This is a genomic window from Inquilinus sp. (assembly GCF_039594555.1).
Lineage (GTDB): Bacteria > Pseudomonadota > Alphaproteobacteria > DSM-16000 > Inquilinaceae > Inquilinus.
Genome location: NZ_JBCNNF010000216.1, coordinates 1 through 11627, shown reverse-complemented (window position 1 = coordinate 11627; position 11627 = coordinate 1). Strand labels below are relative to the sequence as shown.

The 11627-nt window shown below is 72.0% G+C and carries 16 protein-coding genes; 11 read left to right on the top strand and 5 right to left on the bottom strand.

Annotated elements, in window-relative coordinates; all coding sequences use genetic code 11:
• Nucleotides 1–85: 85 nt before the first annotated feature.
• The 7 genes from ABDW35_RS21740 (at nt 86) to ABDW35_RS21710 (ending at nt 4657) form a co-directional block, all read left to right on the top strand.
• Nucleotides 86–1147 carry a PilN domain-containing protein gene (locus ABDW35_RS21740; RefSeq protein ID WP_343715970.1) on the top strand — a complete coding sequence of 354 codons (1062 nt, stop codon included), beginning with the start codon at nt 86–88 and terminating at the stop codon, nt 1145–1147.
• A complete protein-coding gene (gene gspM / locus ABDW35_RS21735; protein WP_343715969.1) occupies nt 1144–1713 on the top strand; it encodes a type II secretion system protein GspM in 570 nt (189 codons plus the stop codon). The genes ABDW35_RS21740 and gspM overlap by 4 nt, the downstream gene beginning before the upstream one ends.
• Before the next feature lies 1 nt (nt 1714).
• Nucleotides 1715–2230 carry a hypothetical protein gene (locus ABDW35_RS21730; RefSeq protein ID WP_343715968.1) on the top strand — a complete coding sequence of 172 codons (516 nt, stop codon included), beginning with the start codon at nt 1715–1717 and terminating at the stop codon, nt 2228–2230.
• Nucleotides 2230–2880 carry a cell wall hydrolase gene (locus ABDW35_RS21725; protein WP_343715967.1) on the top strand — a complete coding sequence of 217 codons (651 nt, stop codon included), beginning with the start codon at nt 2230–2232 and terminating at the stop codon, nt 2878–2880. The genes ABDW35_RS21730 and ABDW35_RS21725 overlap by 1 nt, the downstream gene beginning before the upstream one ends.
• A gap of 239 nt (nt 2881–3119) precedes the next feature.
• The gene (locus tag ABDW35_RS21720; protein WP_343715966.1) at nt 3120–3515 is read left to right on the top strand and encodes a rhodanese-like domain-containing protein; all 396 of its coding nucleotides are present in this window, start codon (nt 3120–3122) and stop codon (nt 3513–3515) included.
• A 246-nt stretch (nt 3516–3761) separates the two neighbouring features.
• Nucleotides 3762–4412, top strand: coding sequence for a uracil phosphoribosyltransferase (upp, locus tag ABDW35_RS21715; RefSeq protein ID WP_343715965.1), 651 nt, complete (start codon nt 3762–3764; stop codon nt 4410–4412).
• A gap of 5 nt (nt 4413–4417) precedes the next feature.
• On the top strand, nt 4418–4657 hold the full coding sequence (locus ABDW35_RS21710; protein ID WP_343715964.1) for a DUF4170 domain-containing protein: 240 nt from the start codon (nt 4418–4420) through the stop codon (nt 4655–4657).
• A gap of 25 nt (nt 4658–4682) precedes the next feature.
• On the opposite strand, the gene ABDW35_RS21705 is transcribed toward ABDW35_RS21710, so the two are convergent.
• On the bottom strand, nt 4683–5135 hold the full coding sequence (locus ABDW35_RS21705) for a MarR family transcriptional regulator (RefSeq protein ID WP_343715963.1): 453 nt from the start codon (nt 5133–5135) through the stop codon (nt 4683–4685).
• A 183-nt stretch (nt 5136–5318) separates the two neighbouring features.
• On the opposite strand from ABDW35_RS21705, the gene ABDW35_RS21700 reads away from it, so the two are divergent.
• From ABDW35_RS21700 to ABDW35_RS21685, 4 genes are all read left to right on the top strand, one after another.
• Nucleotides 5319–5741: an organic hydroperoxide resistance protein gene (locus tag ABDW35_RS21700; protein ID WP_343715962.1), complete on the top strand. Its 423-nt coding sequence runs from the start codon at nt 5319–5321 to the stop codon at nt 5739–5741.
• Between the two features lie 63 nt (nt 5742–5804).
• Nucleotides 5805–6575, top strand: coding sequence for an alpha/beta hydrolase (locus ABDW35_RS21695; protein ID WP_343715961.1), 771 nt, complete (start codon nt 5805–5807; stop codon nt 6573–6575).
• A 71-nt stretch (nt 6576–6646) separates the two neighbouring features.
• Complete coding sequence (locus ABDW35_RS21690; RefSeq protein WP_343715960.1) at nt 6647–7207, top strand: GNAT family N-acetyltransferase; 561 nt, start codon at nt 6647–6649, stop codon at nt 7205–7207.
• Between the two features lie 76 nt (nt 7208–7283).
• The gene (locus ABDW35_RS21685; protein ID WP_343715959.1) at nt 7284–8471 is read left to right on the top strand and encodes a hypothetical protein; all 1188 of its coding nucleotides are present in this window, start codon (nt 7284–7286) and stop codon (nt 8469–8471) included.
• A gap of 338 nt (nt 8472–8809) precedes the next feature.
• Here the strand turns inward: ABDW35_RS21685 and ABDW35_RS21680 are convergent, their stop codons facing one another.
• From ABDW35_RS21680 to ABDW35_RS21665, 4 genes are all read right to left on the bottom strand, one after another.
• The gene (locus ABDW35_RS21680) at nt 8810–9142 is read right to left on the bottom strand and encodes a hypothetical protein (RefSeq protein ID WP_343715958.1); all 333 of its coding nucleotides are present in this window, start codon (nt 9140–9142) and stop codon (nt 8810–8812) included.
• An 11-nt stretch (nt 9143–9153) separates the two neighbouring features.
• Nucleotides 9154–9510, bottom strand: coding sequence for a hypothetical protein (locus ABDW35_RS21675; protein ID WP_343715957.1), 357 nt, complete (start codon nt 9508–9510; stop codon nt 9154–9156).
• 96 nt (nt 9511–9606) lie between these two features.
• A complete protein-coding gene (locus tag ABDW35_RS21670; protein ID WP_343715956.1) occupies nt 9607–10884 on the bottom strand; it encodes a DUF763 domain-containing protein in 1278 nt (425 codons plus the stop codon).
• Nucleotides 10885–10914: 30 nt separating this feature from the next.
• Nucleotides 10915–11475 carry a DUF6886 family protein gene (locus ABDW35_RS21665; protein WP_343715955.1) on the bottom strand — a complete coding sequence of 187 codons (561 nt, stop codon included), beginning with the start codon at nt 11473–11475 and terminating at the stop codon, nt 10915–10917.
• Nucleotides 11476–11627 lie beyond the last annotated feature (152 nt).

Below are 11627 nucleotides of genomic sequence, written 5' to 3'. Positions count from 1 at the left end.
GGGTCGCCGCGGACGGCCAGAGCTTCTATCGTGTCCTGGACTGGCGGGAGGCCGGCTTCGGCCGGCGCGTGGGGGAGGACCCGGCATGATCGCCGGCATGATCCGTCGAGCGGCGGTGTTTCTGCGTTGGTGGGGGGGCGAGCTGGCCGGGCTGGTGCCCGACCGCTGGCTGTTCCGCCCGGTCCTGCGCCGGCGCCGGCTGATCCTGCTGTGGCGCGACGACGGCGCCCGGCTGGTCGAGAGCCGCGGCCGCAAGGTGCTGCGCGACGTGCCGCTGGGCCATGTCCCGGCCACGTCGCTGAATCGCCGCGGGGCCGAGGTCGTCCTGCGCTTCCCGGCTGAGGCCGGGCTGCGCCGCCGCATCGTGCTGCCGCGCGAGGCCGAATCGTCGCTGGGCCGGGTGCTGCGCTTCGAGATCGACCGGCTGACGCCTTGGCCGCCGGGCACCGTCGCCTTCGGCGCCCGCCGCCTGCCCCCGACCGGCGACGCCGCCACCCTGGCGGTCGAGCTGACGGCGATGCCGCGCGAGCAGGTCGACGCCGCGGTGCAGGCAGCCGGCGCCGCCGGCTGGGCCCCCGATGTGGTCGATCTGGCCGGCGAGGATCCGCTGGCGCCGCCGGGCCCCGACCTGCGCCGCGACATCGATGCCGAACGCCGCCGGGCGCTGCGGCGCCTGGGCTGGATCGGCGGGCTCGGCCTCGGCGCCCCGGCCGTCCTCGCCGCGGCCTGGCTGGTCTGGACCGTCGCCGGGCACTGGTCGGTGGTGTCCGGCCTGCGCGACCAGGTGGCTGCCGCCCGCGCCCAGACCGCCTCGGCCAGCGCCCTGCAGGCGGAGATCCGGGCGCTGGAGGAGGCGGGCTCCTATCTCGGCGCCCAGCGCCGGGCCACGCCCTATGTCTCGACCCTGATCGAGACCGTCAGCCAGGCCCTGCCTGACGGCGCCTGGCTGACCGAGCTGTCGCTGGAGCAGGGCACCCTGCGGCTGGGCGGCTTCGCCGATGATTCGGCCGGGTTGATCCCGGTGCTGTCGGCGCTGCCGCAGTTCCGGTCCGTCGCCTTCGCTGCGCCGAGCGTGCGCGACCCGCAGCGCGGCCAGGACCGCTTCGCCATCAGCGCCGCGCTGGTGGCGGGAGGCGCGACGCCATGACCATCGACCTGAGCCCGGCCGTCCGCCGCTTCACCGCCATCGGCCTGGTGCTGCTGCTGCTGGTCGGCATCGGCGTCGGCTTCGCCGCCGGGGCGGTCGCCATCCGCGACGCCGACAACACCGCCGCCGGGCTGCGGCAGGAGCTGGCGCTGCTGGCCCGGCTGTCGCTGACCCACGACCGGCTGGAAGAGCGCAAGGCCGCGCTGATCGCCGCGGCGGGCGGGGAGACGCCGGCGCTGCAGGGCGCCACCCCGGCCATCGCCGGCGCCGCGCTGCAGCAGCTGGTCTCCGGCGTCGTCGCCGCCCAGGGCGGCCGGATCGACAGCATGACCGTGCTGCCGGCGGTGGAGGACCCCGGCGGCTACAGCCGGGTCGGGCTGCGCGCCAGCTTCGCCGCCCGGATCGAGGTGCTGCGCAACATCCTGCAGGCCTTCGAGGCGGGGGCGCCGCCGCTGTTCATCCCCGCCTTCACCATCCGCACCGAATCGTCCGAGGGCGAAGAGGATCCCGAGCTGACGGTCTCGGTCGATGTCTACGGCGTGATGCGCCGGCCGGAGGGCAGCTGACATGGCGTGGCATCCCCTGACCCGCATGCTGGTCGTGCTGGGGCCGCTGGCGATCGGCGTCTCCTACCTGCTGGGGCCGGACGATCCGGCCGCGGTGCCGGCGGTGGTGCGGTCCGGCAACGCCCAGGCGGCGCTGCCGCCGGCGGCGCCGGCCGAGGATCCGCGCCCCACGCCGCTGGTGGCGCCGGAGCTGTCGGACCTGACCGCGACGGTGGAACGGCCGCTGTTCAACCCGAGCCGCCGCGGCCCGCAGCCCCCGCCGCCGGTGGCCGAGGCGCCGCCGCCCCCGCCGGCCCCGCCCGAACCGCCGCCCCAGGTCACGGTGCAGGGCGTGATCCTGGCCGGCGATCAGTCCGTGGCGCTGCTGCGCCGCGACGACACCGGCGAGGTCGTGTCCGCCCGGCCGGGCGACGACCTGTCCGGCTGGCGTGTCGAGCGGATCGAGCCCGGCTCGGTGACGCTGACCGGCCCCGACGGCTCGGTCGACCTGCCGCTGTTCCCGCCCCCGCCGCCCTGATGCGCTGTCCGGCCCTGCTCACGCCGCTGCTGGCGGCGCTGCTGGTGCTGTGCCTGGCGCCGGGGCTGCGCGCCCAGGAGTTGGCCCCCCAGGAATTGGGCGAAGGCTGGATCATGCCGTCCGACGAGACGCCGGGCAGCCTGATCCCGAGCCGGCCGGACGCGCCGGCCGCGGGCCAGGTGCCCCCGCCCGCCATCCGCGGCGGCACCAGCCCCGACCAGATCCGCCGCCTGATCGTCAGCCGGCTGCGGCTGACCGATGCGCGGCTGCGGCCGCTGATGCTGCGCCAGGCCCGCTGCCTGGCCTATGCGGTGTATTTCGAGGCCCAGGGCGAGACCCGGCTGGGCCAGCTGGCGGTGGCGCAGGTGGTGCTGAACCGGCTGCGCGACCCGGCCTATCCCAAGACCATCTGCCGCGTGATCGCCGACCGCGGCCAGTTCCCCTGGACCACCGGCGACCTGACCATCCGCGACGCCACCCGCTTCCGCATCGCCTGGTCGGTGGCGCTGCACATGATGGCGGGCATCTTCACCGACCCGACCCGCGGCGCCACCCATTTCTACGCCCCCGCGCGCGTCGGCGCCCCGGCCTGGGCCACGCCCGACGCCTATCTGATCACCATCGGCGGCCACCGCTTCTTCCGCCCCTGACCGCGCGGAGGGCCTTTTCAGCCTCCCCAACCCGTCATCCCCGCGAAAGCGGGGATCTCGTCACGCTTTGACCGGCAAGAGATTCCCGCTTTCGCGGGAATGACGACAAGGAGAAGGCTGCCGCATCAAGGGCGGACGGAAGCGGTTTGGCAAGATCTGCCCGATCGCTGTCATCCGTGCCAATGGCCCGCTCCGTCCGGTTTGGGCACAGTGCCGCCCGCCTGACAGGGAGACCGATCATGAGCAACGCCGTCACCGCCATTCCCGCTGCGCCCGCCGCCGAGGCGCTGGCCCATTTCCGCGCCCGGCTGGCCTTCGAGACCGACTGCTCCGACGTGCATGAGGCCCTGGCCTCCGGCACCCCCGGCTTCGTGCTGGCGGAAGCGCGCGGGCCGAAGGCCTATGCCGCGGGGCATGTCCCGGGCGCGATCAACCTGCCGCACCGGACGATCACCGCCGAGCGCATGGCCAAATGGCCGCAGGACACGCTGTTCGTGGTCTATTGCGCCGGGCCGCACTGCAACGGCGCCGACCGGGCCGCGCTCAAGCTGGCGGAGCTGGGCCGGCCGGTGAAGATCATGATCGGCGGCATCACGGGCTGGCTGGACGAGGGCTTCGCGCTGGAGAAGTCCTAACAGGCTCTGATTTTCGCCTTGCCTCTCCTGCCGGACGCGGGAGAGGTCGGGCTCGCGTAGTGAGACCGGGTGAGGGCTGGTCCCGGCCTCGACGAAATCCCCTCACCCGGAGCCGCTTCGCGTCTCCGACCTCTCCCGCAAGCGGGAGAGGCAACGCGAAAAGCCGACACCTCGGCTGGTGGCCCGGCCCTTGGAACGGCGGGCCCCACCCTGTATGGTCGGGCCGACACCGTGCACCGAGGCCCGATGAAGACGCTGCCCGAATTCCCCAACCTCTTCATCCTCGACCACCCGCTGATCCAGCACAAGCTGTCGCACATGCGGGACAAGGGACGGTCGACCAACGGATTCCGCCGGCTGCTGCGCGAGATCTCGCTGCTGATGGGCTATGAGATCACCCGCGACCTGCCGATGACGACCGAGCGGATCGAGACGCCGCTGGAGCCGATGGACGCCCCGGTGCTGCTGGGCAAGAAGGTGGCGCTGGTGTCGATCCTGCGCGCCGGGCTGGGCATGACCGAGGGGCTGATCGAGCTGATCCCCTCCGCCCGCCAGGGGCATATCGGCCTGTACCGCGACCACGACACCAAGATGCCGGTCGAATACCTGGTGAAGCTGCCGGAGCCGCAGGGCCGCATCTTCATCGCGGTCGACCCGATGCTGGCCACCGGCAACTCCGCCGTCCATGCCGTCGACGTGCTGAACCGCCACGGCGTGCCGGACGAGCTGATCCGCTTCATGGCGCTGGTGGCGGTGCCGGAAGGGGTGCGGACGCTGCATGCCAAGCACCCCAATGTGCGCATCTACACCGCGGCGCTGGACCGCGAACTCGACCACAACGCCTATATCCTCCCCGGCCTCGGCGATGCCGGGGACCGCATGTTCGGCACCAAGTGAGCGCCATGACCGACCAGCCCAAGCAGCTCCTGCACCTCGTCCTCGGCGGCGACCTCAAGGACACCCAGAGCGTCGAGTTCGCCGACCTGTCCAAGGTCGACATCGTCGGCCTGTATCCGAACTATGCCGAAGCCTACGCCGCCTGGCGGGCCAAGGCGGCGGCGACGGTGGACGACGCCCAGAAGCGCTATTTCGTGGTGCATCTGCACCGGCTGCTGGACCCGTCGACCGACAAGAAGGGCTGACGACTGGCGGCCAGGCCCGCCGCCATCAGGCGGCGGCGCTGGCCTGCAGCTGACGGCGCACCGCCTCCAGCGCGTCCTTGAGCTTGCCCGCCGTCTCCGCCGTCAGGCCGGAGGCGCAGCCGATTCCCTCGAACACCGTCGCCACCTCCGACTGCATCGCCCGGCCGGCCGGGGTCAGGTGGATGTGCACCACGCGCTCGTCGTCGCGGCTGCGGCGGCGCTCGACCAGCCCTGCCGATTCAAGGCGCTTGAGCAGCGGCGTCAGCGTGCCGGAATCGAGGAACAGCTGGTCGCCGATCGCCTTCACGGCAAGGCCGTCCCGCTCCCACAGCACCAGCATCACCAGATACTGCGGATAGGTCAGGCCGATCCGGTCCAGCAGCGGCTTGTACACGCGGTTAAAGGCGTGCGCCGTGGAATAGACGGCGAAGCACAGCTGGTCGGTCAGGCGGTACGGGGCGTCGAGGGTGTCGGGCATCGGGGGGCTCCCCGGCTGGGGATGGAAAGGTCAATCCGACCGGATACTCCAGGCAAATGAATTGCGCACCATTCAATTTCGCATAGCCACCCTCTCGCGCATCGCATAGCGGGCAATTCAATTGTGCGATATCTAATTTCTCGCAAGCGGCGTCGTGCCGCTCCCGAACAAGCGAGACCGATCATGAGCATCCTCTATCGCACCAAGGCCACTGCCACCGGCGGCCGCGACGGCCGGGCCACCAGCGAAGACGGCAAGCTGTCCGTTGCCCTGACCACGCCGAAGGAGCTGGGCGGCCAGGGCGGCGACGCCACCAACCCGGAGCAGCTGTTCGCCGCCGGCTATTCAGCCTGCTTCCTGAGCGCGATCAAGTTCGTCGCCGGCCAGGCCAAGGTGAAGGTCGCGCCGGAGAGCACGGTGACCGCCGATGTCGGTGTCGGCCCGCGCGATGACGGCCAGGGCTTCGGCCTGGATGTCGGCCTGACCATCACCCTGCCGGGGCTGGAGCGCGCGGTGGCCGAGGACCTGGTGGCCCGCGCCCATGTCGTCTGCCCCTACTCGCACGCCACCCGTGGCAGCCTGAACGTCCGCCTGACCGTCGCCTGACGATCGCAGCCGGGGCCGGCGATCCGGCCGGCCCCACCCCGCAACGCGCCCGGAGTTTCCCCTATGAGCGTTTCCGTGAAGGCCCTGGCCCTGGCGGCCGCCGCCGCCCTGTCGCTCGGCATGGCCCAGGCCGCCGAGGCCGCGCCCGCCGGCGTCAAGAACATCGTCCTGGTGCATGGCGCCTTCGCCGACGGCTCCAGCTGGGCCGGCGTGGTCGCCGCCCTGCAGGCCAAGGGCTACCACGTCACCGCGGTGCAGAACCCGCTGACCTCGCTGGCCGACGACGTCGCCGCCACCAAGCGGGTGCTGGCGCAGCAGGATGGGCCGACGCTGCTGGTCGGCCATTCCTGGGGCGGCGTGGTGATCACCCAGGTCGACGATCCGAAGGTGGCCGGGCTGGTCTATGTCGCCGCCCTGGCGCCGGATGCCGGCGAATCCGCGGCCGACGTGTTCAAGAACAAGCCGTTGGCGGTCGAGGCCGACGCGATCAAGGCCGGCCCGGACGGCTTCGCCACCATCCCGGCCGACCGCTTCCACAGTTCGTTCGCTGCCGACTCGACTCCGGCGCAGGCGGCGGTGATGGCCGCGACCCAGGGCCCGATCGCGGCCGCGGTCTTTGGCGAGAAGGTGACAAACGCGGCGTGGAAAAAGCTGCCCTCCTGGTTCCTGGTGTCGACCGCTGACCGGGTGATCAACCCGGACCTGCAGCGCTGGGAGGCCGAACGCATCGGCGCCCATGTGGTGCCGGTGACCGGCAGCCACACCGCCTTCGTCGCCCACCCCGCGGTGGTCGCCAAGGCGCTCGAGGATGCGGCCGCCACGCTCAAGCGCTGAGAGACCGTAGCCTGATCGGAGGCCCGCCCGTGGCATTGCGCCGCGGGCGGGCTTTCCGGTACCAGGGACGGATGACCGTCGACCTGATCGCCCCGCCCCTCGATCATCTGCCCGGATTTGCCGACGCGCTGCGCCGCGGCTGGTCGCCGGACACCGTCCGCAAGGACGCGGCGGCCCGCGAGCAGCTGGAGCGGATCGCCCAGGATCCGGCCGGCTTCGTCGCCGGGCTGGACGACCGCGAGGCGCGCGGCGGGCCGATCACCCTGCCGGACGGCAGCACGGTGCCGCGCCTGCCCGGCTTTCACCGCTGGCTGTGGGACGGCGAATTTTGCGGCAGCGTCAACTTCCGCTGGCAGCCCGGCACCGCCGCCCTGCCGCCGCATGTGCTGGGCCATATCGGCTACAGCGTGGTGCCCTGGAAGCAGGGCCGCGGTTACGCCACGCGCGGCTTGGCGCTGCTGCTGCCGGAGGCGCGGGCGCTGGGCTTGGCTTATGTCGAGCTGACCACCGATCCCGACAACATCGCCTCGCAGCGGGTGATCCTGGCCAATGGCGGTCGGCTGGTCGAACGCTTCCGCAAGGCGGAGGGTTATGGCGGCGGCGAATCGCTGCGCTGGCGCATCGACCTCTGACCCCGGCGGTGGAGTCCCGGCCGCCTTTGCCGTAGACCGTCGGGGATCTCGTCCGGCGATTCGGAAAGGAACCGGCATGGCGGTTCGCGGCGACAGACCCTCCTCCGCCCTGCTGGTGCGGCCGATCCTGGGCCTGGCACTGGGTGCCAGCACCCTGCCGCTGCTGCATGCCGGGGTGTTCCCGGCGATGCTGCCGGCGATGCAGGTGCAGGCCGGCGCCTACGGGCTGGTGACGGCCGAGTCGCTGCTGGCGCTGCTGCCCTTCCTCGGCTGGGCCGCCCTGGCCCGGCGGGGCGGCGAGCGCCCGCCGATCATCGCCGGCGGCGTGCTGGTGGCCCTCGCGCTGCTGGGATTCCTGGCCGTGCTGCGCCAGCCCCTGGCGCCGGAGGATTCCATCCTGCTGCCTGCACTGCTGTGGATCGCGGCAGTGGTCGGTGCCGCCGGTCTGGTGGTCGGCAACCACCTGCACCTGATCCGGCTGGGCGGAGGGTCGGGCGGCCGCATCACCGTGATCGCGGTCGCCGCGGCGACGCTGTTCGGGCCGATCCTGGTCAATGCCGTGGCCGTGGTGCTGCAGCCGGCGGCCGGATCCCTGGCGATCCCGCTGGGCCCCCATCTGTTCTGGGCGGCGATGGCGCTGGCCCTGGCCTTCGTGACCTGGCGCGCGCCGACCGCCGCGGTGCCGGCGGCCACCACCCATGCCGCGCCGGCCGCGGTCGCGGCGGCGGTGCTGGCGCTGGTGCTGCTGATGGCCCCGATCGTCTGGCTGAACGCCATCCGCCTGCCGCTGCTGGTCCATGCCGCGACGGTGGGCGGCGGGTCGGTGCCCGACCTGCTGGGCCAGGTCTCGCTGATCGGCTACCTGGCCATCGCCGTGGTGCTGCTGGCGGCGGCGCTGCATCCGGGACTCGGCCTGCTGGTTGCCGGCCCGCTGGCCGCGGCTGTCGTGCTGTGGGCCCTGTACGGCCTCGACATCCAGGTGCCGGTGTCGCTGGCCTGGGGCGTCGGCAGCGACCCGGCCTATGCCCTGGCGATGCTGGCCGGCTTCGCCGCCATCCTGGGACGCGGCGCCGGGCCGCTGCGCGTCGGAGTCGCCTGGACCGCGCTGCAGGTGGCGGCCGTGCTGGGCAACCGTGGCGGCCAGGTCTGGTGGCAATACAACCAGCTGGCCATCACCGACGGCATGCAATGGGCCGGCATCGGCATGGCGGTCGTGGGCGCGCTGGTGCTGGCCGGCGTCATCCTGGCCCGCCGCACGCCATGAAAAAGGCCTCCGGAGCGAGGCTCCGGAGGCCTGAGTGTGGATCGGGCCGGAGGAACGCCAGCCAGGGACCGGCCCGATCGTCGACGGATCGACGGCTTTCACGATGGCGTCGGCTAGGTCGTCCAGCCCGCCCGATCCGTGATCTCGTGAGTGACCGCAGTCCCGTTGGAGATGGCGAGGTCGGCGCATCGCCATCCTGGCCTTCTTCCCAAAAGCAACTGCAAATCATTCGCAATCTCAAAATACGGGTTCGCCGAGCGAATGCAAGCGGATTTGGCGCGGGCAGCAAAAAGCCAGCTGCGGCACGCGACCACAGCCGGCTTGGGGAGCCCGAGAGCTCAGTCGAAGCGCAGCGGGATGTTGACGGTGATGCCGGGCGTCGGCGCCACATAGACCGGGGGCGGCGGCTCGACATAGACAGGCCGCGGGCGCCGGACGACATAGGCCGGCCCATCGTCATAGACGATCACCCGGTCGCGATGCGGCCGGTAATAGTAGTAGGGCGGAGGCCCGTCGCGCCAATGCCGGTGGCCGTGATGATGGCGCCAGCCGCCATCATCGTCGTCGTCATCATCCGCCAGCGCCGCCGCCGGATGCAGCAGGAGGGTCGGGGCGGCGGCGGTCAAGGCCAGCAGCGCCAGGAGCGATATGCGGGCGAGGGAACGGCCCATCTCTGCCTGCCTCAGTCGAAGCGCAGCGGGATGTTGACCGAGATGCCCGGGGTCGGCGCCACATAGACCGGGGGCGGCGGCGCGACATAGACCGGCGCCGGGCGCTCGTAATAGACCGGCGGACGCTCATAGTAGACGGGCGGACGCTCGACATAGACCGGCGACGGCTCGTAGTAGACCCGCGGGCGCGGCCGCACCACGACCACATCCGGGCCGCGATCGTAGTAGTAGCCATGGTGGCGCCAGGGCGGCCCCCAACCCCAGCCGCCATGCTTCTTCCAGCTGTCGGCGAAAGCCGGGGCCGACACCGCCAGCGTGACCGCGGCTGCGGCGAGGGCGCCCGCCAGAATGCGGCGAGTCGAGATCATAGGTCCTGTCCTTCTGCTGCCGGGCGGCCCATCGGGCCGGACCCACCAACGTACGACCGACATAACGTTCGGCCCGGAGCTTCGATCCGGCTCCAATCAAGGCATTTTCGTGGCATTGCCCGGACTATCGGCCGAGACGTCGGCCGGCGGCGGCTCCCAGCCGAAGACGCTGCGGCCGCCATAGTCGTGCGACCGCCGGCGCTCGACCGCGATGTGCTCCGGCAGGGTCGGGCCGGTGGCGTGGCGCTCGACCCGCCGCTGCTGGTCGTCAAGGCAGCGGATCGCGTCCAGCCGCTCGTCATTGCCCAGCTTGGCCTGGGCGACGGCGGTCTTCAGCACCGCGATGGTCTGGTCGTAGACCAGGGTCGGCACCGGATAGGGGTGGCGGTCCTTGCCGCCATGGGCCAGGGAGAAGCGGCCCGGATCGGCGAAGCGGCAGGGCGCGCCATGCACCACCTCCGCCACCATGGCCAGGGAATGCACGGTGCGGGCGCCGACGCCAGGCACCAGCAGCAGCTCGGCGAAATCCTCCGGCGCCCGGTCGGCCGCGGCGCTGAGCGCGCCGTGCAGCCGGCGCAGGATGACGTCGCTGGGCCGGACGTCGTGATGCGCTGGCATCACCAGATGCGGCAGCGACGGCTGCTCCGGCGGTGGCGGCACCACCCGGCCCTCGATCGCCGCGACCTCGCCCACCAGCCGGTCGGGGCCGAGATCGCGCAGCAGGTCGAGCTGGCGGTGGCGCGACGCCGCGGCCCGCCGGTCGGTCAGGTTGACGATCACACCCTGGCCTGGCCCCTCGATCGCGGTGTGCGGCGCCTCAATGAAGCTCTTGAGGTCCTCGGAGCACCAGTGGTAGCGGCGGGCCAGGCGGCTGTCGCCGTTCATGCCCTGCTGCACCACCACCCAGCGCCCGTCATCGGCCAGGATGAAGCCGTGCAGGTACAGGTCGAAGCCGTCCTGCACCGCGGCGCTGTCGACCTTGGCGACCAGCCGGCTGGCCTTGGCCAGCGCCTCGCCGTCGAGGCCGACGCGCTGGCCGATCGCGATCAGCTCCGCCGGGGTCTGCCGGGAATGGGACCCGCGGCCGCCGCAGACATGCAGGCCGAGCTCACCCGCCATCGGCTGCAGGCCGCGCTTGAGCGCGCCGATGACGCTGGTGGTGATGCCGGAGGAATGCCAGTCCATGCCCATCACGGCGCCGAAGGACTGGAACCAGAAGGGGTGGGCCAGCCGGCGCAGGAGCTCGTCGCGGCCGTAATGGTGGATGATCGCCTCGGCGATCACCGCACCCAGCCGGGCCATGCGCCGGCCCAGCCAGGCGGGCACCCGGCCGTGATGCAGGGGCAGATCGGCGCTGCCGGCCCGTTTCGCCACGGATCCTCCAGGAACAAAGATCGAACGATCCTAGCGCGACGTGCCCGATTGCGCCAGCGGCCAGGTGACGGAGTTGCGCAGCCGGATGCCGCTGACATGCAGGCTGCTGTCCCATAGCGCGGCAAGCGGTGCCAGGGAGTCGACGACGCGAAGGTCGACGCCGCGCCGGGCCACCTCGTGGTCGAGCCGGCTCAGCACGACACGGCCGAACGGCACGACCGGCGCCTCGGACACCCACATCCCGGCATCCTCAAGGCAGCTGAAGGTTGCGGGCGGCAGCTCGTAGCGCTGGATCTCGGCAGCGCGCAGCCGGTCGATCCAGGCGGTTTCGATGAAGGCGACGGCACGGGGATCGCCCGGTCCCAGCCATGCTTCCCGATCCGCCAGCGACGTGCGCGGCGTTGCCCAGGCGACGATCCGCGGGCAGTCGCGCGGGAACAGGTAGAGCATCTCGTGGGCGTCATCGATCGCCCAGACCAGCGGCCCGTTCAGCCATTCCCGTCCGGCCGGGCGCGCCGACGGCATGCGCACCGGCCGCGGCTCGAAGCGCTCGATCGCCGGGTCGTCGCTGAAATGGAACAGCCGTACCATCGACGTCTCCCCAGGCAGCGCGGACGGATACGCCGGCTCTCGCCCCCTCACCCGAAATCGCTATCGCGATTTCGACCTCTCCCCAAGGAGAGGTAAAGGGCCACGGCTCCGATCCCCTCTCCTCGGCGAGAGGGAGGGGCCCGCCGCGCTGG

Bases quoted from the DNA above. Each gene is read 5' to 3' on its own strand.
- ABDW35_RS21725 (WP_343715967.1), top strand. From the start codon at position 2,230: ATGCGCTGTCCGGCCCTGCTCACGCCGCTGCTGGCGGCGCTGCTGGTG.
- ABDW35_RS21730 (WP_343715968.1), top strand. From the start codon at position 1,715: ATGGCGTGGCATCCCCTGACCCGCATGCTGGTCGTGCTGGGGCCGCTG.
- ABDW35_RS21695 (WP_343715961.1), top strand. From the start codon at position 5,805: ATGAGCGTTTCCGTGAAGGCCCTGGCCCTGGCGGCCGCCGCCGCCCTG.
- gspM (WP_343715969.1), top strand. From the start codon at position 1,144: ATGACCATCGACCTGAGCCCGGCCGTCCGCCGCTTCACCGCCATCGGC.
- ABDW35_RS21740 (WP_343715970.1), top strand. From the start codon at position 86: ATGATCGCCGGCATGATCCGTCGAGCGGCGGTGTTTCTGCGTTGGTGG.
- ABDW35_RS21720 (WP_343715966.1), top strand. From the start codon at position 3,120: ATGAGCAACGCCGTCACCGCCATTCCCGCTGCGCCCGCCGCCGAGGCG.
- ABDW35_RS21685 (WP_343715959.1), top strand. From the start codon at position 7,284: ATGGCGGTTCGCGGCGACAGACCCTCCTCCGCCCTGCTGGTGCGGCCG.
- ABDW35_RS21705 (WP_343715963.1), bottom strand. From the start codon at position 5,135: ATGCCCGACACCCTCGACGCCCCGTACCGCCTGACCGACCAGCTGTGC.
- ABDW35_RS21675 (WP_343715957.1), bottom strand. From the start codon at position 9,510: ATGATCTCGACTCGCCGCATTCTGGCGGGCGCCCTCGCCGCAGCCGCG.
- ABDW35_RS21690 (WP_343715960.1), top strand. From the start codon at position 6,647: ATGACCGTCGACCTGATCGCCCCGCCCCTCGATCATCTGCCCGGATTT.
- upp (WP_343715965.1), top strand. From the start codon at position 3,762: ATGAAGACGCTGCCCGAATTCCCCAACCTCTTCATCCTCGACCACCCG.
- ABDW35_RS21700 (WP_343715962.1), top strand. From the start codon at position 5,319: ATGAGCATCCTCTATCGCACCAAGGCCACTGCCACCGGCGGCCGCGAC.
- ABDW35_RS21665 (WP_343715955.1), bottom strand. From the start codon at position 11,475: ATGGTACGGCTGTTCCATTTCAGCGACGACCCGGCGATCGAGCGCTTC.
- ABDW35_RS21680 (WP_343715958.1), bottom strand. From the start codon at position 9,142: ATGGGCCGTTCCCTCGCCCGCATATCGCTCCTGGCGCTGCTGGCCTTG.
- ABDW35_RS21710 (WP_343715964.1), top strand. From the start codon at position 4,418: ATGACCGACCAGCCCAAGCAGCTCCTGCACCTCGTCCTCGGCGGCGAC.